Origin of the sequence: Leifsonia araucanica (genome assembly GCF_051161895.1) — a bacterium.
Classification (GTDB): domain Bacteria; phylum Actinomycetota; class Actinomycetes; order Actinomycetales; family Microbacteriaceae; genus Leifsonia.
This window is the reverse complement of record NZ_JBMBTW010000002.1, coordinates 1,236,600-1,258,930: the sequence shown is the minus strand read 5'-3', so window position 1 is coordinate 1,258,930 and position 22,331 is coordinate 1,236,600. Positions and strand designations below refer to the sequence as shown.

General features: G+C 68.9%; 27 protein-coding genes. 17 read left to right on the top strand and 10 right to left on the bottom strand.

The window, feature by feature from the left end; translation table 11 throughout:
* Positions 1-8: 8 nt before the first annotated feature.
* Complete coding sequence (locus ACN6M5_RS06055; protein WP_434948892.1) at positions 9-725, bottom strand: hypothetical protein; 717 nt, start codon at positions 723-725, stop codon at positions 9-11.
* A gap of 169 nt (positions 726-894) precedes the next feature.
* Here ACN6M5_RS06055 and ACN6M5_RS06050 point away from each other — a divergent pair, with 169 nt between their 5' ends.
* Genes ACN6M5_RS06050 through ACN6M5_RS06040 form a run of 3 tightly spaced genes read left to right on the top strand, consistent with a single transcriptional unit; the run spans position 895 to position 3,485 of the window.
* Entirely contained in the window at positions 895-1,494 is a 600-nt protein-coding gene (locus ACN6M5_RS06050) for a DUF1349 domain-containing protein (protein ID WP_434948891.1), read from the top strand.
* Between the two features lie 54 nt (positions 1,495-1,548).
* The gene (ku, locus tag ACN6M5_RS06045) at positions 1,549-2,523 is read left to right on the top strand and encodes a non-homologous end joining protein Ku (protein WP_434948890.1); all 975 of its coding nucleotides are present in this window, start codon (positions 1,549-1,551) and stop codon (positions 2,521-2,523) included.
* Entirely contained in the window at positions 2,520-3,485 is a 966-nt protein-coding gene (locus ACN6M5_RS06040; RefSeq protein ID WP_434948889.1) for a DNA topoisomerase IB, read from the top strand. Before ku ends, ACN6M5_RS06040 begins: the two co-directional genes overlap by 4 nt.
* On the opposite strand, the gene ACN6M5_RS06035 is transcribed toward ACN6M5_RS06040, so the two are convergent.
* Positions 3,482-4,912, bottom strand: a complete 1,431-nt coding sequence (locus ACN6M5_RS06035; protein WP_434952326.1) for an MFS transporter — start codon at positions 4,910-4,912, stop codon at positions 3,482-3,484. The genes ACN6M5_RS06040 and ACN6M5_RS06035 overlap by 4 nt on opposite strands.
* A 295-nt stretch (positions 4,913-5,207) precedes the next feature.
* Here ACN6M5_RS06035 and ACN6M5_RS06030 point away from each other — a divergent pair, with 295 nt between their 5' ends.
* Positions 5,208-6,119, top strand: coding sequence for a sigma-70 family RNA polymerase sigma factor (locus ACN6M5_RS06030; RefSeq protein WP_085368048.1), 912 nt, complete (start codon positions 5,208-5,210; stop codon positions 6,117-6,119).
* Positions 6,120-6,202: 83 nt separating this feature from the next.
* Here ACN6M5_RS06030 and ACN6M5_RS06025 read toward each other — a convergent pair whose 3' ends face one another.
* Complete coding sequence (locus tag ACN6M5_RS06025; protein WP_085368045.1) at positions 6,203-6,544, bottom strand: DUF7882 family protein; 342 nt, start codon at positions 6,542-6,544, stop codon at positions 6,203-6,205.
* 71 nt (positions 6,545-6,615) lie between these two features.
* On the opposite strand from ACN6M5_RS06025, the gene ACN6M5_RS06020 reads away from it, so the two are divergent.
* A complete protein-coding gene (locus ACN6M5_RS06020; RefSeq protein WP_434948888.1) occupies positions 6,616-8,115 on the top strand; it encodes an SDR family oxidoreductase in 1,500 nt (499 codons plus the stop codon).
* 4 nt (positions 8,116-8,119) lie between these two features.
* Here the strand turns inward: ACN6M5_RS06020 and ACN6M5_RS06015 are convergent, their stop codons facing one another.
* Positions 8,120-8,716, bottom strand: a complete 597-nt coding sequence (locus tag ACN6M5_RS06015) for a MarR family winged helix-turn-helix transcriptional regulator (RefSeq protein WP_256921844.1) — start codon at positions 8,714-8,716, stop codon at positions 8,120-8,122.
* Between the two features lie 73 nt (positions 8,717-8,789).
* Between ACN6M5_RS06015 and ACN6M5_RS06010 the strand changes: the two genes are divergently transcribed.
* From ACN6M5_RS06010 to ACN6M5_RS05985, 6 genes are read left to right on the top strand one after another with little or no spacing between them, the layout of a single operon-like run.
* A complete protein-coding gene (locus tag ACN6M5_RS06010) occupies positions 8,790-9,872 on the top strand; it encodes a polyprenyl synthetase family protein (protein WP_434948887.1) in 1,083 nt (360 codons plus the stop codon).
* The gene (locus ACN6M5_RS06005; protein ID WP_434948886.1) at positions 9,869-10,792 is read left to right on the top strand and encodes a phytoene/squalene synthase family protein; all 924 of its coding nucleotides are present in this window, start codon (positions 9,869-9,871) and stop codon (positions 10,790-10,792) included. The genes ACN6M5_RS06010 and ACN6M5_RS06005 overlap by 4 nt, the downstream gene beginning before the upstream one ends.
* Positions 10,789-12,405: a phytoene desaturase family protein gene (crtI, locus tag ACN6M5_RS06000; protein ID WP_434948885.1), complete on the top strand. Its 1,617-nt coding sequence runs from the start codon at positions 10,789-10,791 to the stop codon at positions 12,403-12,405. The genes ACN6M5_RS06005 and crtI overlap by 4 nt, the downstream gene beginning before the upstream one ends.
* Positions 12,402-12,776 (top strand): lycopene cyclase domain-containing protein, encoded by a 375-nt coding sequence (locus tag ACN6M5_RS05995; protein ID WP_434948884.1) that lies wholly within the window; start codon positions 12,402-12,404, stop codon positions 12,774-12,776. The genes crtI and ACN6M5_RS05995 overlap by 4 nt, the downstream gene beginning before the upstream one ends.
* A complete protein-coding gene (locus ACN6M5_RS05990; RefSeq protein WP_434948883.1) occupies positions 12,773-13,093 on the top strand; it encodes a lycopene cyclase domain-containing protein in 321 nt (106 codons plus the stop codon). Before ACN6M5_RS05995 ends, ACN6M5_RS05990 begins: the two co-directional genes overlap by 4 nt.
* Positions 13,090-13,977 carry a prenyltransferase gene (locus ACN6M5_RS05985; RefSeq protein ID WP_434948882.1) on the top strand — a complete coding sequence of 296 codons (888 nt, stop codon included), beginning with the start codon at positions 13,090-13,092 and terminating at the stop codon, positions 13,975-13,977. The genes ACN6M5_RS05990 and ACN6M5_RS05985 overlap by 4 nt, the downstream gene beginning before the upstream one ends.
* Positions 13,978-14,012: 35 nt before the next feature.
* Here the strand turns inward: ACN6M5_RS05985 and ACN6M5_RS05980 are convergent, their stop codons facing one another.
* Positions 14,013-14,393: a glyoxalase superfamily protein gene (locus ACN6M5_RS05980; protein WP_434948881.1), complete on the bottom strand. Its 381-nt coding sequence runs from the start codon at positions 14,391-14,393 to the stop codon at positions 14,013-14,015.
* 212 nt (positions 14,394-14,605) lie between these two features.
* Here ACN6M5_RS05980 and ACN6M5_RS05975 point away from each other — a divergent pair, with 212 nt between their 5' ends.
* Positions 14,606-15,556: a DnaJ domain-containing protein gene (locus ACN6M5_RS05975; protein ID WP_434948880.1), complete on the top strand. Its 951-nt coding sequence runs from the start codon at positions 14,606-14,608 to the stop codon at positions 15,554-15,556.
* Between the two features lie 82 nt (positions 15,557-15,638).
* Positions 15,639-16,028, top strand: coding sequence for a VOC family protein (locus ACN6M5_RS05970; protein ID WP_434948879.1), 390 nt, complete (start codon positions 15,639-15,641; stop codon positions 16,026-16,028).
* Between the two features lie 4 nt (positions 16,029-16,032).
* On the opposite strand, the gene ACN6M5_RS05965 is transcribed toward ACN6M5_RS05970, so the two are convergent.
* From ACN6M5_RS05965 to ACN6M5_RS05950, 4 genes are all read right to left on the bottom strand, one after another.
* Complete coding sequence (locus ACN6M5_RS05965) at positions 16,033-16,845, bottom strand: DUF72 domain-containing protein (RefSeq protein WP_434948878.1); 813 nt, start codon at positions 16,843-16,845, stop codon at positions 16,033-16,035.
* Positions 16,845-17,216: an Hsp15 family ribosome-associated heat shock protein gene (gene hslR / locus ACN6M5_RS05960; RefSeq protein ID WP_168689657.1), complete on the bottom strand. Its 372-nt coding sequence runs from the start codon at positions 17,214-17,216 to the stop codon at positions 16,845-16,847. Before hslR ends, ACN6M5_RS05965 begins: the two co-directional genes overlap by 1 nt.
* Before the next feature lie 2 nt (positions 17,217-17,218).
* Positions 17,219-17,665 carry a hypothetical protein gene (locus ACN6M5_RS05955; protein WP_434948877.1) on the bottom strand — a complete coding sequence of 149 codons (447 nt, stop codon included), beginning with the start codon at positions 17,663-17,665 and terminating at the stop codon, positions 17,219-17,221.
* A gap of 65 nt (positions 17,666-17,730) precedes the next feature.
* Entirely contained in the window at positions 17,731-18,561 is an 831-nt protein-coding gene (locus tag ACN6M5_RS05950) for a DUF1295 domain-containing protein (protein WP_179150706.1), read from the bottom strand.
* Positions 18,562-18,640: 79 nt separating this feature from the next.
* On the opposite strand from ACN6M5_RS05950, the gene ACN6M5_RS05945 reads away from it, so the two are divergent.
* The 4 genes from ACN6M5_RS05945 to ACN6M5_RS05930 all read left to right on the top strand — a co-directional run bounded on the left by ACN6M5_RS05945 (position 18,641) and on the right by ACN6M5_RS05930 (position 21,158).
* Positions 18,641-19,255, top strand: a complete 615-nt coding sequence (locus ACN6M5_RS05945; RefSeq protein ID WP_434948876.1) for a CDP-alcohol phosphatidyltransferase family protein — start codon at positions 18,641-18,643, stop codon at positions 19,253-19,255.
* 67 nt (positions 19,256-19,322) lie between these two features.
* Positions 19,323-19,772, top strand: a complete 450-nt coding sequence (locus ACN6M5_RS05940; protein ID WP_085368106.1) for an FHA domain-containing protein — start codon at positions 19,323-19,325, stop codon at positions 19,770-19,772.
* A complete protein-coding gene (gene ftsR / locus ACN6M5_RS05935; RefSeq protein WP_434948875.1) occupies positions 19,772-20,470 on the top strand; it encodes a transcriptional regulator FtsR in 699 nt (232 codons plus the stop codon). The genes ACN6M5_RS05940 and ftsR overlap by 1 nt, the downstream gene beginning before the upstream one ends.
* Before the next feature lie 142 nt (positions 20,471-20,612).
* Positions 20,613-21,158 (top strand): MerR family transcriptional regulator, encoded by a 546-nt coding sequence (locus tag ACN6M5_RS05930; protein ID WP_085368013.1) that lies wholly within the window; start codon positions 20,613-20,615, stop codon positions 21,156-21,158.
* Between the two features lie 319 nt (positions 21,159-21,477).
* Here ACN6M5_RS05930 and ACN6M5_RS05925 read toward each other — a convergent pair whose 3' ends face one another.
* Positions 21,478-22,284, bottom strand: coding sequence for a ParA family protein (locus tag ACN6M5_RS05925; protein WP_434948874.1), 807 nt, complete (start codon positions 22,282-22,284; stop codon positions 21,478-21,480).
* Positions 22,285-22,331: the final 47 nt, after the last annotated feature.

Below are 22,331 nucleotides of genomic sequence, written 5' to 3'. Positions count from 1 at the left end.
GGATACCCCTAGGAGTACGTGTTCGCGATGGCGACACAGGCCGTGGCGACACCGCTCCAGCCGCCGATCGCCGCGGCCAGGCAAACACCGCATCCCACTCCCAGGGTGACGGCGCAGGCGACTCCACAGGCCAGACTGAGGCCGGCCACGACCCACCCCGGGATGCCTTGATTGTTGAGGCACGTCGACAGGTTGCCCCACCAGTCGCCCTTCTTATAGGTGGCTCGGCTCAGCGATGAGCCTCCCGCTTGGCCTTTCTCGGCCGTGACTACGCGATCGAGTGAGAGCGACCCGTCGTTCCAGATCCGAACGGTCCCGGAGTCCTGCGAGAGGGGGATGAACGACATCTCCACCGTCGTCGCGACTTCACCGCTGGCGTCGTAGAAAACGGTGAGCGCGGATTGACCCGTCGGGTTTTCGCGGGCAACGATCGGGATACGCACGATCTCGTGCCCGTCGACGGAGCGGCGACCGATGGCGCTCGCCGCGTCGAGCGGGTCGCCGCTTCGGCTGAGGTGTGATGCAGCGATCTCTCGCGCAAGGGTCGTGACGCGTCCGTCGTCGAGGGCTGGCCAGTCGCTCACGGCGTGAGCTTCGGCGCTCAAACTGATGACGGCCTCTTTGCTGGCGGTCAGCACATCCGTTCTCGGAGTCCCGGGTGCAGCGGCAGCAGGCGGGGCGGCAAGTGTGACGGCGAGTACTGCTGCCGTCGCGGCCGCCAGCACAGTTGCACCTTTGCGAATTCTGTGTCTAATCATGCGGACAGCCTAAAAAGAGATCTAATATCAAACCACAACAAATGAAAAAGAATTCTAAAGTTCTACGCCCATCCCTCAACGGCACCGGACGGTGATTCTCGGGAGTCCCTCCCTGGCGTGCAATAGCCTTGAATACATGTCTTTCGTCGTCGAATCACTTCCCCCTCTCACCTGGAGCAACGGCACCGGCGCCGCCGAGCAGGCGGGTCCCGGCCAGCTGACGCTGACCGCCGCCGCGGGCACCGACTGGACGAACAGTGCGCTCGGCGGCGAGCACCAGCACGGGGCGACGTCGCTCGGGTTCGTGCCGACGGAGGACTTCACGCTGTCGGCTCGGGTCAGCGTTCAGCACCCGCGCAGCACGTTCGATGCGGGTGTGCTCGCGATCTGGGGCGACAAGGATCACTGGGCGAAGCTCTGCTTCGAGTATTCGCCGCAGGGGGAGGCGATGGTCGTCTCCGTCGTCACCAACGGGTTCTCCGACGACTGCAATTCCACCGTCGTCACCGCCGACCACGTCTTCCTGCGGGTGGTCAAGACGGGCGTCGGATGGGCGTTCCACTCGTCGGCCGACGGGGTCACCTGGGATTTCGTCCGCGTGTTCCGGCTGGACTGGGACGGCGACGTGAACGTCGGGTTCATGGCGCAGGCTCCGCTCGGCGACACCTGTGTCGCGCGGTTCGACGCCATCCGTTACGCGAACACGGTGCCGGGCGACCTCAGGGACGGTTCGTAGGCCAAACCTCGATCACTGGTTGAAAATCGCGCCGTCCACGGTCACGATGGGGGCATGAGGGCCATATGGACGGGTGCGATCACTTTCGGGCTGGTCAACGTGCCGGTGAAGGTATACAGCGCGACCGAGGATCACGATGTCGCGCTGCACCAGGTGCACGACGCGGACGGCGGGCGCATCCGGTACAAGCGGGTGTGCGAGATCGACGGCAAGACGATCCCGTACGAGCACATTGCGAAGGCGTACGACGACGGGGAGCGCACCGTCGTGCTCACCCCCGACGACCTGGCGTCGCTGCCCGCTGAGCGCAGCAGGGAGATCGACGTGGTCGAGTTCGTGCCGAACGATCAGCTCGACCCGCTGATGTTCGACCGCAGCTACTACCTGGAACCGGACTCCAAGTCGCTGAAGGCGTACGCGCTGCTGCGGCGCACCCTCGAAGACTCGGAGCGCACCGCCATCGTCAACTTCGCCCTGCGGCAGAAGACCAGGCTCGGCGCGCTGCGGGTGCGCGGGGACGTGCTCGTGCTGCAGACCCTCCTGTGGAACGACGAGGTCCGCGAGGCGAGCTTCCCGTCGCTGGAGGACAGCCCGCGGATCACCCAGCGCGAGCTCGACCTGTCCGCCGCGCTGATGGAGAGCTTCGCCGGCGACTTCGAGCCCGAGAAGTTCAGCGACGAATATCAGGATGAGCTGCGGAAGCTGATCGAGGCGAAGCTCGAACAGGGCGACACCATCGACACGGCGGAGACGTTCGGCGAGCAGGAGGAGAAGAGCTCGGGCGGCGGTGAGGTGATCGACCTCATGGAGGCGCTGCAGCGCAGCGTCGAGCGCAGCAGAGGTTCGGGTGGCGCGAAGGGCTCGGGCGGGGAGAAGTCCGCGGCGAAGACGTCGACGGCGAAGAAGTCCGCCGCCGCGAAGTCCGGCGCGAAGTCCGCGAAATCGGCCACCGCGAAGTCCACCGCGAAGTCCTCCGGCTCGGTGACAGCGGGCAAGACGGCGAAGACCGCCGCCAAGAAGCCCGCGTGACGCGCCTCCGCCGCAGCGACCCGTCCGGGCCCGGCTACCGCAGGATCAGCACGAAGAAGGCGCCGACGTACCAGGACGAGGCCGGTAACACGATCGTGGACGAGCGTGAGCTGGAGCGCATCCGGTCGCTGGTGATCCCGCCCGCCTGGCAGGACGTGTGGATCTCGCCGGACGCGCGAGGGCACATCCAGGCCGTCGGCTACGACCAGGCCGGGCGGAAGCAGTACCTCTACCACGAGTCCTGGCGCCTGCATCAGGACCGGGTCAAGTTCGAGCGGGCGGCCCAGCTGGCCGAGACGCTGCCCGCCGCGCGCCGCCGCGTCACGATGGACCTGCGGCAGGAAGGCTTCGGCAGGGACCGGATCCTGGCGGCGGCACTCAGGATCATCGACCTCGGCTCGCTCAGGATCGGCAGCGAGGAGTACCTGCACGCCAACGGCAGCAGGGGACTCACCACCCTGCTCTGCCGCCACGTCGCCATCGACGGGGACGACGTGACGCTGACGTTCCCGGCGAAGAGCGCGCAGAAGTGGACGAGCACGATCACCGATCCGGATGTGGCAGCTCTGCTCTCCGAGATCGTCGCCGCGCGCGGTCAGCGCTCGCGGCTGCTGTCCTGGAAGGACGGCACCTGGCACACGATCCGTCCCGCGTCGCTCAACGAGTACATCCGGCGGCAGACGCGCGGCGAGTTCACCGCGAAGGACTTCCGCACGCTGCACGGCACGATCACGGCGGCGGCGACGCTCGCCGGACTCGGAACGGGCGGCACGGAGCGCGAGCGGACGAAGCGCATCACCGCGGCGGTCGCCGCGGCAGCGGACGCGCTCGGGAACACCCCGGCGATCGCGCGCAACAGCTACATCGACCCGCGCATCTTCGACCGCTACCGGCAGGGCGAGGTGATCGACCTGTCCAACGGCCGCGCACCGGAGCCCGCGCTGCTGGAACTGCTCGCCTAGCGCTTCGGAGCGTCCTCCGTCGCACCCTCCGACGCCTCCGACGACAGCGGAGCAGCGATGTCCTCCAGCGACTTGCCCTCCGCATCCACGCCCAGGAACAGCTCGACCAGTCCCGCCGCGATCATCAGCCCCGCACCGATGTAGTACCCGATGGCCACCGCGTGCATGCCGTCCTCGATCAGGTGGCCGAACAGGATCGGCCCGATGATGCCGCCGAGGCCGGTGCCGACCGCGTAGAAGAACGCGATCGCCATCGCCCTGGTCTCCATCGGGAAGACCTCGCTGACAGTCAGGTATGCGCTGCTCGCGCCTGCGGAGGCGAAGAAGAACACGACCATCCAGCACACCGTCAGCCAGAACGCGTCGAGGATGCCCGCGTCGAACATCAGGGCGGTGCCCACCAGCAGCACGCCGCTTCCGACGTAGGAGAGGGTGATCATGAAGCGGCGGCCCACCGAGTCGAAGAGGTGCCCGAGGAGGGCCGGGCCGAGGAAGTTGCCGATCGCGATGGGAACGAGCGCCCACGGGGCGACGTCGTCCGGCACCCCGAGCAGCTTCGTCAGCACGAGTGAGTACGTGAAGAACACGGCCTTGTAGAGGAACGCCTGGCCGATGAACAGCGAGAGCCCGAGCACGAACCGCTTCGGGTAGCGGGTGATCGCAACGCGCACGATCTCACCGAACCCGGTGGACCTGCGCTGCTTGATCCGGATGGCCTTGTCGGCGGGCACGGCGTCGAGGTGCTTCCCCGTGTCCTCCTCCACGTCGTGCTCGATCTCGCCGACCAGCTTCTCCGCCGCCTCGTCGCGACCGTGGATGAACATCCAGCGCGGCGACTCCGGCACGTTGCGGCGGACCAGCAGGATCACCAGGCCGAGCACGGCGCCCAGGCCGAACGCGATGCGCCAGCCGATGTCGGCGGCGAAGATGTCGGTGTTCAGCAGGAAGACGGTGAGCACGGCGCCGAACGCCGTGCCGAGCCAGTACGAGCCGTTGATCGCGAGATCCACCAGGCCGCGGCGCCGGGCGGGGATGAGCTCGTCGATCGCCGAGTTGATGGCCGCGTACTCGCCGCCGATGCCCGCGCCGGTGAAGAAGCGGAACAGGAAGAACATCCACGGCGCGAAGGAGAACGCGGTGAGCACCGTTGCGACCAGGTAGAGGCCGAGCGTGACGATGAACAGCTTCTTCCTGCCGAAGCGGTCGGTCAGATAGCCGAACACGAGCGAGCCGACGCAGGCGCCGGCGACGTAGATGGCGGCGGCGAGACCGATGTCGGCTGTGGACAGCCCGAGGCCGCTGGACGGCTCGGTCAGGCGGGAACCGATCGCGCCGACGATGGTCACCTCCAGCCCGTCGAGGATCCACACGGTGCCGAGACCGATCACCACGAGCCAGTGGAACTTCGACCAGGGAAGTCTGTCCATCCTCGCCGGGATGGTCGTTTCGATCGTCTTCAGCGACGGTTCCTGGGTATTCGATGTATGCGCGCTCACGTCGCGCACGATACGACGTGCATCCCGATCCCAGCAGGGGCTTGACAAATGGATGCATTGGAAGCGCTTTCCGACACGCCTAGCGTCTGGTTACCACCCTTGTCAACCCCTTGTTGGGGGTCAAGCCGATTTGCTTACCTGTCAGAAGATTCCCCGCCCGACCGCGGGACTCGCACCGCAGTGATGCAGAGCGAAAAAATGAACACGAGTGATGGGAAGACGAGACATGACAGTCCTCGAAGTGACCAACGATCCGGTGCGCGACTACCTGAACTCGATCGGGCGCACGCGCCTCCTGACCGCCGAAGAAGAGGTGTCGCTGGCCAAGCGCATCGAGATCGGCGTGCTCGCCGGAGAGCGCCTCGCCAAGCGGCCCGGCCTCACCCCGGTGGAGCGCCGCGAGCTGCAGTGGCTCGCCGACGACGGCAAGCGCGCGTTCGAGCGTTTCATCGAGGCGAACCTCCGCCTCGTGGTCAGCATCGCCAAGCGGTACGCGGGCCGCGGCCTGCCGGTGATGGACCTCATCCAGGAGGGCAACCTCGGCCTGGTGCGCGCGGTGGAGAAGTTCGACTACCGCACCGGCAACAAGTTCTCGACGTACGCCACCTGGTGGATCCGCCAGTCGATCCTCCGCGGCATCGCGGACACCGCCCGGCTCATCCGCATCCCGGTGCACACGGTGGAGAAGATCGACAAGCTCGACCGCATCCGGCGCGACCTGGGCGGTGAGCTCGGCCGCACCCCCACGCTGGAGGAGATGGCCGAAGCGTCCAACCTGACGCCCGCCGAGGTGCACAAGCTGCAGATGAGCGACTCGGAGACGGTGTCGCTCGCCGTGCCCGTCGGCGAGAACGAGGGAGCGGAACTCGGCGACCTCATCGAGGACGACGACTTCCCGACGCCCGCAGAGGCCGTCGAGGTCGGCTTCCGTCACCGCGACCTCGAAGAGCGCCTCAAAGACCTGCCCCCGCGCGACGCGAAGGTGGTCAGGATGCGCTTCGGGCTCGACGGCCAGAAGCCGATGACGCTGGATGAGGTCGGCGAGGTCTACGGCATCACCCGCGAGCGCGTGCGCCAGCTGGAGACCCGCAGCCTCAAGCGGCTCCGCTGCCCCGAACTCCTCGAGTACCTGCGCTGAGCGGGCCGTTGGCCGGCCAGTGCACGACAGACATGGACGAACCCCGCGCCTGGCGCGGGGTTCGTTCGTCTTCGCTCCGGGACTCAGCGGCCGGGAGGAGTGTCCGCGTTGACTTCGTCGGCGCCGAGCGCGCCGATTTCCTCGGTCAGCTGCAGACCCTGGGCACTGTTGGACGACAGGGTGAGCGCTTCCAGCCACACCTTGTTGATCTTGGGAGGGCGGCCGCCGCTGTAGCGGAACAGCAGAGGAACGGACGGGTCGATCCAGATGGCGCTGCGGCCGTCTCCGACACCCTGCTCGTCGCGCCAGGAGAAGAAGAACCCCTCTTTGCGTCGCAGCTTCAGGCCGACGACGATCTGCAGATGCGCAAGAACCCGATCGTCGAAACCGATCTCCGTCGTTCCAGCGTAGACAAGCTTTCCCATGCCTCGAAGTTACAGGACGGGCGAACGCACCGCGCGCATCCGGCGCCAGGACACGAGCGTATGGTCGCAGCATGACAGGCAGACGCGCACTCGTCACCGGAGCGACGGGCTACATCGGCGGCCGGCTGGTGCCCCGGCTGCTCGCCGACGGATTCACCGTGCGCGTGCTCGCGCGCTCGCCGCAGAAACTCACCGACGTGCCCTGGCTGGAGCAGGTGGAGGTGGCGGAGGGCGATCTGCACGACCGGGATGCCGTCGCAGCAGCCATGAAAGACGCCGACGTCGTCTACTACCTCGTCCACTCGATGCGGGCGTCGGGGGACTTCGACGAGGAGGAGGCCGACGCCGCGCGCATCGTCGCCGAGGAGGCCGCTGCCGCGGGCGTCGGCCGCATCGTCTACCTCGGGGCGCTGCACCCGGAGGGCGAGCTGTCCAGGCACCTCCGCTCCCGGGTGGCCGTCGGGCGCATCCTGCTCGACTCCGGCGTGCCGACGGTCGTGCTGCAGGCAGGGGTGGTGATCGGGTCCGGCTCCGCGTCGTTCGAGATGATCAGGCACCTCACCGAGGTACTGCCGTACATGCCCGCGCCGCGCTGGGTGCGCAACCGCATCCAGCCCATCGCGATCCGGGATGTGCTCCGCTACCTGATCGCGGCGGCCGACCTGCCGCCGGAGATCAACAGGGCGTACGACATCGGCGGGCCGGACATCCTGCGCTACGGGCAGATGATGAACGGGTTCGCGCTGGAGGCCGGCCTCCGGCAGCGTCCGATCGCGTCGCTTCCGGTGTTCACGCCGTGGCTGGCGTCGCAGTGGGTGAACCTGGTCACGCCCATCCCGCGCAGCCTCGCCGTGCCGATCATCGAGTCGCTGCAGTACGACTGCGTGGTGCGCGAGCACGACATCGACGAGGTCATCCCGCCGCCGGAGGGCGGGCTCACGGGCTACCGCACCGCCGTGCGCCTGGCGCTCGCCCGGATGCGCGACGGCGACGTCGAGACGAGCTGGCGCAACTCGACGGTCGGCAACGCGCCGAGCGACCCGCTGCCGAGCGACCCGGACTGGGCGGGCCACACCGTGTACACCGACGTGCGGGAGCGCAGCAGCAGCGCATCCGCCGACCGGCTGTGGCGCGTCGTCGAAGGGATCGGCGGGGAACGCGGCTGGTACTCGTTCCCGCTGGCGTGGGCGCTGCGCGGCTGGATGGACAAGCTGGTCGGCGGCGTCGGGCTGCGCCGCGGCAGACGCGACGCCGACCGGCTGCAGACCGGGGACGCCCTCGACTGGTGGAGGGTCGAGCGGATCGACAGGGGCAGGGAGCTGCGGCTGCGCGCCGAGATGCTGGTGCCGGGGAAAGCCTGGCTGGAGATGCTGGTGGAACAGGAGGGGGAGGGCTCTCGCTATCGGCAGAGGGCGATCTTCTTCCCGAAGGGGTTGGCCGGGCGGCTCTACTGGTTCGCGATCCTGCCGTTCCACGGCGTGATCTTCAACGGGATGGCGAACAGGATCGTGGCCGAGGCGGCGGAGGAGCCATCGTCGGAGTCGGCGCCGGCGAGGGAGCCTGCCGGCTGATGGCTCAGCGCGCGGGGGTCTCGGCCGCTTCCGGTTCCTCGGCGTCTTCCGGATCCTCCGGGAGCTGCGGGATCGCGGCGAGGTCGGTGAGGAACCGGATCACGATCTCGCGCTCGTCGCTGTTCAGGCCTCTGGCCACCTCGAAGCGGTGCGCGTGCTGCCTCCCCATCACGCGGCGCACCTCGCGGTGCGTCTCCTCCGTGATCGCGACCGTCACCGCGCGGCGGTCTGTCGGGTGCGGACGCCGCTCGATGTGGCCTGCACGCTCCAGCCGGTCGAGCATCTTGGTCGTCGATGCTGTCGAGATGTGCAGGTGCTCGGAGAGCGCGCCCGCCGTGACGGCGACGTCGGCGTTCGCCGACGCGATGATGTACCGCAGCGCCTTCATGTCCGTGTCGTTGAGCTTCATCTTGCTGCGCGATTCGAAGCTGAGTTTCTGCTCGGCCTCCCGCCAGTCTTTGAGCGCGGTGAGGAGCACGACGACCCGCTCGAGGTCGACCTCGGTGAGGTCGTCGTGGCGGACGAGTTCCTGCCGAGGGTCGATCACGCGGGGGTCGAGCATCGACCCGGAGACGCGGCGCGCGTCCTCATTGAAACCCATGCGCACATCCTATGCCCGATAGTAAGAAGCGTGCTAAGTTATTTACTTACTTGGCTAGACAAAGGAGCGTAGGATGACCCAGATCCATCAGGGAGCACCGCGCATCGGTCTGCCGGAGGTGGATGCCAGGCTCGCCGCTTTCTTCACGGAGAGGTCGGAGCAGGCGACGCGGTACGGCAGCGAATACCAGCGCCTCTGGAGCAGTGCGCGGAGCGCCAGCGAGGGAGGCAAGCGCATCCGTCCCGGCTTCGTGCTGAGCGCCTTCGACGCCATCGGCGGCGAGGCGTCCGGCGTCGCGACCGCGGCCGACGCCGTGGACACGGCCGTCGCCTTCGAGCTGCTGCACACCGCGTTCCTGCTGCACGACGACGTGATCGACGGAGACACGGTGCGGCGAGGACGCCCCAACGTGGCCGGCGAGTTCGCCGGGGATGCGGCCGCCCGCGGCATCGACCGTGAGCGTGCCGCCCTCTGGGGCGAGACCGCCGCCATCCTCGCCGGCGACCTGCTGCTGCACGCCGCGGCCTCGCTGATCGCCCGGCTGGATGTGCCGTCGCCGACCCGCACGGCGCTGCTCGACCTGCTCGACCACAGCATCTTCGTCACGGCGGCGGGGGAGTTGTCGGACGTGTCGTACAGCCTGCGCCTGGACGAGGCGCGACTGCCGGATGTGCTCGCCATGACCGAGCGCAAGACGGCCGCGTACTCGTTCGCCGGGCCGCTCGCCGCCGGCGCCATGCTCGCGGGGGCGGGCGGCGACGTGCTGGCGGCGCTGGGGGAGTACGGCAGGCTGCTCGGCATCGCCTTCCAGCTCGGCGACGACATCCTCGGCGTGTTCGGCGAGGAGGATGCCACCGGGAAGAGCATCGTCAGCGACCTGCGTGAGGGCAAGGAGACCTCCCTCATCGCGTACGCGCGCGCGACCTCGGCCTGGCCGACCATCGAGCAGCACTTCGGACGTCCGGACCTCGACCACGACGACGGTCGCCGCCTCGCAGCGCTGCTCGACGCGTGCGGTTCGCGCGCCTTCGTGGAGGGGCTCGTCGCCGAGTACGCGGACGCCGCCGTCGCCGCCCTCGCCGTCCCCGGGCTCCCTCTGTCGCTGACCGACGAGCTTTCGGCGGTGGCCCGCTCCTGCGTCGGGAGGATCGCGTGACCAGGGAGGCCGAGCTCACCACCGCCGGTGGTGCCCGACCGGCCGCCCCCACCGATCTGTCCCTCTACACGCGGGCAGCGCACACCAGCTCCGCCACGATCATCCACGAGTACTCCACGTCGTTCGGGATGGCGACCAAGCTGCTCTCCCCGGAGGTGCGGCCCCAGGTCGAGGACATCTACGCCCTGGTGAGGATCGCCGACGAGATCGTCGACGGAGCGGCGGCGGAGGCCGGTCTCGCCGTCGACGACCAGCGCGCACTGCTCGACGCCCTCGAGGCGGACACCGAGCGGGCCATGCGCACCGGATACAGTGCCAACGTCGTCGTGCACTCGTTCGCGTGCACGGCCAGGGCCGTCGGGATCGAGCCGTCGCTGACCGCGCCGTTCTTCGGGTCGATGCGCCGCGACCTCAGCCCGGTGGACTTCAGCTCGGACGAGCTGAGCGCGTACATCTACGGGTCGGCCGAGGTGGTCGGGCTGATGTGCCTGCGCGCGTTCCTCTCCCACGAGCAGGTCGCCACCGACCGCCGGATGCGGTTGGAGAGCGGCGCCCGCCGGCTCGGCGCCGCCTTCCAGAAGATCAACTTCCTCCGCGATCTGGCCGTCGACTGGACGGAGCTCGGCCGCAGCTACTTTCCCGGCATCGACCCGGGCAGGCTCACGGAGCGGCAGAAGCTGGAGCTCGTGGTGGACATCGAGCGCGACCTCGGTGCCGCCCAGGACGCCATCCCGGAGCTGCCGGACAACTGCCGCCGCGCCATCGCCGCGGCGCACGGCCTGTTCGCGGAGCTGACCGACCGCATCCGGTCGACGCCGGCCCCTCTGCTGCTGTCGACGCGTGTCAGCGTCCCGACCAGGACGAAGCTCGCGATCCTGATGCGCGCGACGGCCGGATGGGGCGCGGGGTCGTCGCGATGACCGGCGAACGCCCCAGCGCTGCCCAGGCGTCGGTCGTCGTGATCGGCGGAGGCATCGCCGGTCTCGCGACCGCCGCACTCCTCGCGGTGGACGGCCACCGGGTCACGCTCCTGGAACAGCACGACCAGCTGGGCGGCCGGGCGGGAACCTGGTCAGCGGACGGTTTCCGCTTCGACACCGGGCCGTCGTGGTTCCTGATGCCCGAGGTCTTCGACCACTTCTTCCGGCTCCTCGGCACCAGTTCTGCCGAGCAGCTCGATCTCGTCACTCTGGATCCCGGATACCGTGTGTTCTCGGAGTCCGGAGCTGCGCCCCTGGATGTGCGAGCGGACTACCCGGCCAACCGCGCGCTCTTCGAGTCCGTCGAGCCCGGCTCCGGCCCTCGCCTCGACCGTTACCTCGCCAGCGCCCGCGAGACGTACCGGATGGCGGTCGACCGGTTCCTCTACGGGACGTTCGCCACCTTCCGCCCGCTGTTCTCACGCGACCTGGTGACGAAGCTCGGCCGCCTCGGCCGTCTGCTGCTGGAGACTCTGGAGCGTCGGGCGGCGCGGACGGTCCGGGACACCCGGCTCCGCCAGATCCTGGGATACCCCGCGGTGTTCCTCGGCACGTCGCCCGACCGTGCGCCGAGCATGTACCACCTGATGAGCCACCTCGACCTGGAGGACGGCGTCCGCTACCCGCAGGGCGGATTCGGCACCATCATCGACAGGATCGCGGCGATCGCCCGAGCCGACGGCGCCCACCTGCAGACCGACGCCCGCGTGACGGCGATCCGCACGGAGCCGGGCGCCGCCCGCGCCAGGGTCACCGGAGTGGAGTACCGGGATGCGTCCGGCGGCCTGCACTTCGTCCCTGCGGACACCGTGGTCTCGGCCGCCGACCTGCACTTCACGGAGACCACCCTGCTGCCCGAGGCGCTGCGCACATACCCGGAGTCGTACTGGGAGCACCGCGACCCCGGCCCCGGCGCCGTGCTGGTGATGCTCGGCGTCCGCGGAGCCCTCCCGGAGCTGACCCACCACAACCTCTTCTTCACCACGGACTGGGCGGACAACTTCGACCGCATCTACGGCGCGGAGCCGTCCATCCCGGATCCGGCGTCGCTCTACGTCTGCAAGCCGAGCGAAACGGACCCGACCGTCGCTCCCGACGGCAGCGAGAACCTGTTCGTGCTCGTCCCCGTGCCCGCCGATGTCTCCATCGGCTCCGGCGGTGTCGACGGAACGGGCGACCGCCTGGTGGAGCGGACGGCGGACGCCGCCATCGCGCAGGTCGCCGCCTGGGCGGGCATCCCGGACCTCGCGGACCGTGTCATCGTGCGCCGCACGGTCGGCCCGGACGATTTCGCCACCGACCTGAACTCCTGGCGGGGTGGAGCTCTGGGACCGGCGCACACGCTGCGGCAGAGCGCCTTCTTCCGCGGACGCAACGCCTCAGCGAAGGTCGACGGCCTCCTCTACGCCGGAGGCTCGACGATTCCCGGCATCGGACTGCCGATGTGCCTGATCAGTGCCGAGCTGGTGTTGAAGCGTCTCCGCGGCGACACCAGCACCGGACCCCTGCCGGAGCCGCTCGCTGCGGAGACCCGCTCGGAGTCGGTGGCGTGAGCATCCTGTATCTGCTGTTCATCCTCCTGTCGCTGGGTGCGATGGTGCTGATCGACCACCGCTTCCGCCTGTTCTTCTGGCGGGATGCGCGCCGCGCCACGATCGTGCTGGTGGCCGGGGTGCTGTTCTTCCTCGCCTGGGACCTCGCCGGCATCGGCCTGCACGTCTTCGCCCGGGGAGAGTCTGGCTACATGACCGGCATCGTGCTCGCCCCGGAGCTCCCGCTCGAGGAGGTCTTCTTCCTCGCCTTCCTGTGCTATCTCACGATGGTCGTGATCACCGGCGCTCGCCTCGTGCTCGACCGGCGTGGCGATCGTGGCAGCGACCGTGATCGCAACCTCGACCGCGGCCGCGATCGGGGGCGCGCATGACCTACCTCCTCCTCAGCCTCGCCTTCCTCGCACTCGCGCTCGTCGTCCTGGCCGTCGCGCTTGCCACGGCCAGGGACCGCGCAGCCATCGTCCGCCGCTGGTGGCTGCCTGTCCTGATCGCGGGTGTGCTGCTGGCGGTCCTGACGGCCGTCTTCGACAACGTGATGATCGGCTCCGGCCTGATGACCTACGGCGAGACCACGATCAGCGGCGCCCGCATCGGGCTCGTGCCCATCGAGGACTTCGCGTACCCGCTGGCCGGTCTCCTGCTGCTCCCCGCCCTCTGGCTCCTCGTCCGGAAGCGGAGACCGGAATGACGATGGCAGCCCAGACGTCCTCCACGTTCCGCCAGCTCGTGCTCGCCTCCCGCCCGCTCAGCTGGATCAACACCGCCTTCCCGTTCGCCGCCGCCTACCTCCTGACCACCCGGCAGCTCGACCTCACCTTCGTGCTCGGCACTCTGTATTTCCTCATCCCGTACAACCTCGCGATGTACGGGATCAACGACGTCTTCGACTACGAGTCCGACCTGCGGAACCCCCGCAAGGGAGGCGCGGAGGGCGCCGTGCTCGACCGCGGGATGCACAGGCGCATCCTCATCGCCGCCGCCGTCACCAACCTCCCGTTCCTCGTGTACCTGGTCATCGTCGGCTCCCCGCTGTCGTGGCTGGTGCTCGCGGTGAGCGTGTTCGCGGTGATCGCGTACTCGGTGAAGGGCCTGCGCTTCAAGGAGATCCCGTTCCTCGACTCGGTCACCTCGAGCACCCACTTCGTCAGCCCGGCCGTGTACGGGCTGGTGCTGGCGGGCGCCGCCTTCACCCCGCAGCTGTTCGCGGTGCTGCTCGCCTTCTTCCTCTGGGGGATCGGAAGTCACGCGTTCGGCGCCGTGCAGGACGTCGTGCCCGACCGGGAGGGCGGCATCTCCTCGATCGCCACGGTGCTGGGTGCGCGCACCACCACCCGCTTCGCCATCGCGGCCTGGGCGCTCGCGGGCCTCGCGATGCTGCTGACCGCGTGGCCAGGACCGATCGCCGCCGTCCTCGCCATCCCGTACATCGTCGCCGCCGCGCCGTTCTGGTCGGTGAGCGACGAGGACTCCGCGTCGGCCAACCGAGGCTGGCGCCGCTTCCTCTGGATCAACTACGCGTGCGGCTTCGTCGTGACGATGCTCCTCATCCTGTACGCGACGCTGACCGCCTGACCCGCCCGCCGCGGGCCGCCGCCCCGGCCCCGGGCTCACCCCCGCTTGGGCAGCTCCTGCAGCGCCCACGTGTTCCCATCCGGGTCGGAGAACGTCACGAACCGCCCCCAGTCCAGGTCGGCGACGCCCTCCGCCTCCACCCCGTTCTCACGCAGGTGCGCGAGGGCGTCGTCCGCGCTCTGCACCACGATCTGCAGTCCGCGCTGGCTGCCGGGCTCCATGTCGGTGAGTCCTTCGCCGAACGCGATCGAGCACGCGGAGCCGGGAGGGGTGAGCTGCACGAACCGGAGGGTGTCGGAGACGCGGTGGTCGTGGTCGGCGGTGAAGCCGACCTGGTCGACGTAGAACGCCTTCGCGCGGTCGACGTCGGTGACCGGGATGGTGATGAGCTCGATGCGCCAGTCTGTGATGGCCATGATCGGTGCCTTTCTGTCGGGTGCTGCCCTGTTCTTTCTTCGTACTTCCACGCTAGAGAGGAATGCGGACAAGATCCGGCCTCAATAGCAAATTGTGGATAACATCTCTCTCCCGGCCGCTGGGGAGGAAGCTCACAGCGCAGGGACGGTATCGTCGGAAGACACGCGCAGCAACAGCACGCACCACACCGGCCGAGAAAGACGAACGAGCGATGAGCGACAGCCCGGCTTCGCCCACTCCATACGAGGTGCTCGGCGTCGCATCCACCGTCAGCCACGAGGAGCTGCGTCGCGCGTACCGCAGGCTCCTGCGCGAGACGCACCCGGACACCGGCGGGACAGCCGCCCGTTTCCAAGCGGTGCAGGACGCCTGGGAGCTCGTCGGAGAGCCGGACGACCGCGCCCGCTACGACCGCGGCGAGGCGGCATACGCCGGCGACGTCAGCGCCGACGGGGCTGCGGGCAACGGCTTCAGCGCCACCTTCCACGCCACCCGCTCCCAGTCCCGCGGCGCCACCGTCCGCGCCCGCAGTTACGGCCACCCCGGCGGCCAGGCCCGCGAACGCTACCTGCACCTGATGCGCGAGTGGATGGGCAGGGGCACCGAGCTCGACGACCCGTACGACCCTGGGCTGGTCCGCTCGGCGCCGCGCGAGATCCGCCACCTGCTCGCCGTCGCGCTCGCCGAGGAGGCCACGGCGCGCGCCGTCGCCGGGCTCGGCATCGGGTTCACGATCTGGAACGACGTCTCCGTGCATCCCCGCTCCGACGCCAAGCTCGACCACGTCGTGCTCGGCCCGGCCGGCCTGTTCGCGATCCGCTCCGCCGACTGGGGCAGCGAGGTGAAGCTCTCCAAGGGCGACATCGTCGGTGAGGCGGTCGACCGCGACGAGGAGCCGTTCCACGACCTCCTGCGCGACTCCAAGACCTTCTCGCGCCAGGTCGGCGTGCGCTTCACCGGCCTGATCATCGTCGTGCCGGACGACGCGCTCGCCGTTCCGTACGACCGCATCGAGCGCGGCCGGCTCTCCGGATCGCTGCTCGTGCGGCGGTCCCTGCTGCCGCAGGTGCTCCGCAACGGCGCGAACGCGGCGGGCAGGGAGAGCGTCGACCGCGCGTTCGAGCTGCGCACCCGGCTGCAGGAGAGCATCCGGTTCGTCTGACCCCGGATGCTGGGACCCCGGATGCCGGGCACCAAGACCTGGGCCCCTGGACGCGGCAGGCGCAAGGGAGCAGAGTGGGCACATGGTCACTTCACTCGACATCTTCAGCGGTTTCAGCGTCGACGACATCCCCGCGGCGAAGGCGTTCTACGGCGACACCCTCGGTCTGAACATCACCGACGGCCCGATGGGCAACCTCGACCTCGCGCTGCCGTCCGGCGGTCACGTGTTCATCTACCCGAAGCCGGATCACACCCCGGCCAGCTTCACCATCCTGAACCTGGTGGTGCCGGACATCGACGCCGCCGTCGACGACCTCAACGCCAAGGGCGTGAAGACCGACATCTACGACGACCCGAACCTGCCGACCGACGCCAAGGGCGTCCTGCGCGGCAAAGAGGTGGACCGCGGCCCGAACATCGCCTGGTTCCGCGATCCGGCCGGAAACGTGGTGTCCGTGATCGAGGACTGAGCGCTCAGCCGGCCAGGAGCGCCCGCAGCGCCATCGCGTCGACGGGCGAGCGCACCTTGGCGTCGTTGTCGAAGTAGGCGTACACGTCCAGCCCGTCGCTGAGCCAGCCCCGGATGTCCGTGGCCCAGCGCGCGAGCGCGTCCGGCGTGTATCCGCTCGTGTACAGCTCCTCGTCGCCGTGCAGCCGCACGTACTGGAAGTCCGTGGTGGTCTCCCGGATCACGGGGTAGCGCCCTGCGGTGTCCGCGACGACGATGGCGACCCCCGCATCCCGCGCGATGGCGGTGAACTCCGGAACGTCGAACGACGGGTTCCGCACCTCCATGGCGTGCCGGATGGGCCGCTCGGGGCCCGGGTCGAGGAACGTCCTGTCTTCGTCCAGGCTGGTCTCCGCCGCGAGGGCGGCAGCGGCGGTCGTCGTGCGGGGGAGCATCGCGAGGAACGCGGTCACAGCCTCCGGGTCGAACGCGAGGTTCGGTGGCACCTGCCAGAGCACCGGCCCGAGCTTCGCGCCGAGCGCGAGCACGCCGGACGCACAGAAGTTCGCCACCGCCTCCCGCGCGTTCTTCAGCCGCAGGATGTGCGTGATGTACCGCCCGCCCTTCACGGAGAACACGAAGTCGTCGGCCGTCTCCTCCGCCCAGCGCCGGTAGCTCGCCGGTTTCTGCAGGGCGTAGAAGCTGCCGTTGATCTCGATCGAGTCGAGCCGCTCCGCTGCATATTCGAGCTCTGCGCGGTGCGGCAGCCCCTTCGGGTAGAACGTGCCGCGCCACGGCGCATACGTCCAGCCGGAGATCCCGATCCTGGCGACCGCCATCAGCGCCCCCGCAGCTGATCCAGGATGCGCCTGTCCCGCTTGGTCGGACGCCCGGCGCCGCGCTCGCGCAGCACGGCGGACGGCGCCTCCACCTTCGGAGGGGGCGGGGGAGTCAGGTCGTCGAAGCACTCGGCGGCGACGACCGCGCCCACCCGCTTCACGATCAGCCGTTTGGCGATCAGGATGCGCTCGGTGTCGCCCACCCTCGCGCGCACCTCGTCGCCGATCCTGACCGGCGTCGCGGGCTTCGCCTTGTCGCCGTTCACCCGCAGGTGCCCGGCTTTGGTGGCAGTGGATGCGGCGGAGCGTGTCTTGTAGAGGCGCACGGCCCACGCCCAGGAGTCGACGCGGACGCTCGCAGGTTCGGCCACGATCAGACCGCTTCGGCCAGCTGGCTCTTCCACTTCACGAGGCTGCGGACGGTCTTGCTCTTGTCGGTGGCGAGCTTGTCCATCACGTCGGCGGGCACGAAGTAGTTGATCGCCACCCAGCCGCGCACGGTCTCGGAGCGGTCGTCCGCGAGCATCCGGAGGATGTCGCAGGGGGTCGCCTCGTTCTTCGCGACGCAGCCGCGCACGCCGGCGTCCGGGTCGTTCGCGAGGGTGAGGAAGAGGTCGTCCGGGGTGTTGTAGCTGCTCGCGACGCTCTCCCGGATCTTGGGGTTCGGGTCGGAGGCGAGCAGCCTCAGCCGACGGATCTTGCTCTCGGTGACCGGGGGAGACGGGTGCAGTGCCGCCGCCTCCTCCGCGGTGAGCATCGCCGGTCGGTGCTCACGCATCGCCTGACGCTGGGCCGGGGTGTTGAACCGAATGCAGGACATGCGTCAACGGTACGCGCTCGGTCCGACCTTCGCGCGGCTGGCACGCCGCGGCCGTCGCGCCGCGGTCACGGAGCAGCGGGTGCCGGCTCGTCGCCGTTGCGCCGCGGCGGCCACGGCACGATCGGCGACGTGCGCCGCTGGTACTGCGCGTACTCGGGGTAGCGGGACACCGAGATGCTCTCGGTGAAGACCGTCGACCCGATGAACAGCCCGGTCAGCAGCAGCGGCCCGATCACAGTCCACTGCAGGATGGACCCGGCCGCCACGCAGCCGAACAGGAAGAGCACCCACCACTGGGCCTGCTCGAAGAAGAAGTTGGGGTGCCGGGAGACGCGGAACAGCCCGCTCTGCAGGAAGCGCGGCTGCGGGTCGCGACCGGCCGCCTTCTCCGCGTTCTTCCACTGGTGGAAGTTCCATTGCTGCTGGTCGGCCACCGTCTCGCCCACCAGGAACGCGAGGAACACCACGGCGCAGACGATGTCGAGCACGCCGAGCGGCGTCTGGTGCAGGTAGGCGGTCCAGGCGGGGAGGGTGATCAGGAACAGCAGCACGTTCTGGTAGATCACGATGAAGAACAGGTTGAACAGCCAGAACTGCCAGCCGGGCATCCTGCCGCGCAGCACCGCCCAGCGGTAGTCCTCCCCGCCCGGCGCGTACCCGCCCTTGCGCGCGAAGTTGAAGGTGAGCCGGATGCCCCAGAGGGTGACGAGGATCGCCATGAGGTCGAGCCGCGCATCCTGCAGCCCGGCGAATCCGGCGTACACCCAGACGTATGCGACGGGCACGATCGACCAGATGCGGTCGACCCAGGAGTGCTCGCCGGTGATGAGCGAGAGCACCCAGGTGACGACGCAGACGCCGACGAGTATCCAGAGACTGACGATGAATGGCTCCACGCCCACATCTTATGCACGCATTCGCCGCGCGCCGGGGAGCCTCCCGGCGCGGAGAAGGGAATCACTAGACTCGTATCCCGTGGATGGTGTCGGTGCGCGCGAGGTCAGTTCGCGGGTCCTGACGGTCCCGAACATCCTGAGTTTCTTCCGGCTCGCCCTGGTGCCGGTGTTCCTGGCGTTCGTGATCGACGGTCAGGATGCGTTCGCGCTGCTCGTGCTCGTGGTGTCGAGCATCACCGACTTCCTCGACGGTTTCCTCGCCAGACGGCTCAATCAGGTGTCGAGGCTCGGCCAGCTGCTCGACCCGGCCGCCGACCGCCTGTACATCTTCGCAGCCTTGATCGGGCTGGCCTGGCGGGACGTCATCCCGTGGTGGCTGGTGACGATCATCGTGGCGCGGGACGTGATGCTCGCGGTGCTCGGCGTCATCCTCGCGAACCACGGCTTCGGCCCGCTTCCCGTGCACCACCTGGGGAAAGTGGCCACATTCTGCCTGTTCTGGGCGCTCCCGCTTCTCATGCTCGGAGAGGCATTCGATGCTCTCGCGCCGTTCTCCCTGCCGCTCGGCTGGGCGTTCGCGCTGTGGGGGGCCTTCCTCTACTGGTGGGCCGGTTTTGTGTATATCGGAGAAACAGCCCGCGTAATCCGCCTTCCGGCGGACGACGGGGCCGGACGATCCGATACGCTGGAATAAGAGGAGGTTGACGGTGCCTGACGAGACTTACCCGAATGGGCCGGCGGATGACGCCGAGAACAACCCCCTGCGTAATTCAGCCGCGGGGAACGAAGACACGACCGCACGCTTCGGCGAGGAGTTCGTGTCGAAGATGTACCCGATGGATGGGGAGATCTCACCGGAGGAGCAGGAGGCAATCGCGGCCCTGCCGTCCGGTTCGGCTCTGCTGATCGTCCGCCGCGGTCCGAACACCGGCGCGCGCTTCCTGCTCGACGCCGATGTGACGAGCGCAGGGCGACACCCCAACGCCGACATCTTCCTGGACGACGTGACCGTCTCCCGCCGCCACGCGGAGTTCACGCGACGCGGCACGGCGTTCGAGGTCCGCGACCTCGGATCGCTGAACGGCACGTACTACGACGGGGTCCGCATCGAGAGCGCCCTGCTCTCCGACTCCGCCGAAGTGCAGATCGGCAAGTTCCGCCTCACGTTCTACGCCTCGCGTCTCGACCTCGCAGCGTCGGCCCCGAACTAGTGGCACGGCAAGCAGCGAGCGCACGGGCTGGCTCGCCTGCGCTGCTCAGTATCGGCCAGGTGCTCGCGCGCCTGGCGCCCGAGTTCCCCGACCTGTCGTCGTCGAAGCTGCGCTTCCTCGAGGAGCGCGGGCTGGTGTCCCCGGCTCGCACGGCATCCGGGTACCGCAAGTTCTCGCCGGACGATGTCGAGCGACTGCGCATCGTGCTCGGGATGCAGCGCGACCACTACCTGCCGCTCAAGGTGATCAAGGCGTACCTCGCCGACCTGGATGCAGGCCTCAACCCGCCGAAGCCCGGCGCAGCCCCCAGTGTGGGGCCGTCGATGCTGCCGACCGGCAGGCGGTTCAAGCGCGGCGAGCTGCTGCGAGAGGCGCAGGCCACCCAGGAGCTCCTGCAGGACGCGATCACCGCATCCGTCATCGCTCCCGCCGAGGTCTACGGCGAGGAGACGCTGGCCGTGCTCCGCGCGCTCGTCGAGCTGCAGCGGCACGGCATCGAACCCCGCCACCTGCGCGGCTTCCGGGCCGCAGCACAGCGCGAACTCGGGCTCATCGAGACGGCCCTCGTGCCGATCGCCCGGCGCAACGACGTGTCGAGCAGGGCGCAGACCGCGGAGCTCGCCCGCGAGATCGCCGGACAGCTGGATGTGGTGCGCGGCAGCATCATCCGGTCGGCTCTGTCGCGCATCCAGCCGTGACCGCGCGACCCCCACTGACGGATCGGCTCGACACGCCGATAGTCAAACTGCGAATGTCGTTGCCCGCGACCCTGAGCATGGGTACCGTGGATGATGCGCCTGTCGAACATGCGCATCCCAAGACCGGGCGAGAGGCGAACCCATGAGTGAACTGAGTCGTGACAACGACGCGGCCCGGTACGATCTGGGGTTGCTGTTCACCGACGGCCTCCCCGAGATGGACGACGCGAACGGCTACCGAGGAGCCGTCGCCGCCCGCGCGGCAGGCATCTCGTACCGCCAGCTCGACTACTGGGCGCGCACCGGACTCGTCGAACCGACGGTCCGCGGTGCGGCGGGCTCCGGCTCGCAGCGCCTCTACGGTTTCCGCGACATCCTGGTTCTGAAGCTCGTCAAGCGCCTCCTCGACACCGGCATCTCGCTGCAGCAGATCCGCACCGCGGTCAACCAGCTGCGCGAATCCGGGGTCAACGACCTCGCCCAGACCACGCTGATGAGCGACGGCGCGAGCGTCTACCTCTGCACCTCCAACGACGAGGTCATCGACCTCGTCAGCCGCGGCCAGGGCGTCTTCGGTATCGCCGTCGGCAAGGTCCTCCGCGAGGTCGAGTCGAGCCTCGTCGAGCTCGACACCCAGACGGACTCGATGGACGAGCTCGCCGCTCGTCGCGCCTCCAAGGCCTCCTGAGCCGTCACCCGGCCGCCCCGCCTTCTTCCACTTCACCGCACCAGCGGAGTTTCGCCTTCTCCGCAAGAGCGGCGTTCCACGCGCATCCCACTCTTGGCTCCGTTCGGGCGGAGTCTTGCGCGGTGTGTCGAGCCGGAACTCCGGCTGAACGACCAGTGGATGCGCGACTCCGTTCGAGCGGAGATCGCGCGCGGCGCGCCGCTGGAATCTCCGTCGGAACGGAGACGCCCGCCGATTTCCGCCGAATCTCCGCAAAAACGGAGGAACCGCAGGACGAGAGGGCCAGCGCGCTGGCGGAGCGGTGCCTGGGCAGGGCTAGCTAGGGCGCGACCGCGTACTCGCCGATGCGGGCCGTGCGCAGCACGCGCTCCAGCAGCATGTCGAAGTTGTGCGCCATCTCCTGCGCGCTCTCGCCCGGCCAGACGTGCAGCGGCTTCGCCGCGCCCTGCGCCTGCTGCAGCGACGTCCGCTCCGGCAGCTGAGGGGAGAGCACGAGCGGGCCGAACATGTCGCGCAGCTCCTTGATGCGGAACTGGTGCTCCAGCGACTGGACGCGGGCACGGTTCACGACGATGCCGAGCGGCTGCAGGCGGGGGGAGAGGCCGCGGCGGATCTCCTCGATCGCACGCAGCGCACGGTCGGCGGCGGCGACGGAGAACAGGCCCGGCTCTGTGACGACGGCGACGCGGTCGCTGGCCGCCCACGCCGTGCGGGTGAGCGCATTCAGCGACGGCGCACAGTCGATCAGCACGAGCTCGTAGTCGTGCTCGACGTTCGCCAGCGCCTCCTCCAGCTTCCAGATGTCCCGGATGCTCGGGTGCGGGCCGTCGAAGTTGATCGCGGACGGGCTGCCGATCATGACATCGATCTTGCCGCTGCGGCCCTTGGTCCAGCCGGAGGGGGCGATCGCCGCACGGACGATCTTCTCCTTCGGGGACGCCAGGACGTCGGCGACATTGAGGTGGCCTGCCACCTGGATGTCCATGCCCGTGGACACGTCCGATTGCGGGTCGAGATCGACCACGAGCGTTCGGAGCCCCTTGGCGAACGCCGCGGAGGCCAGTCCAAGCGTCACTGTGGTCTTTCCGACACCGCCCTTGAGGGAACTAACGCTGAGTACGTGCACAAGAAGCCACGTTACCTTCACTAGTCTTAGAGAACCTAACCGTTTGC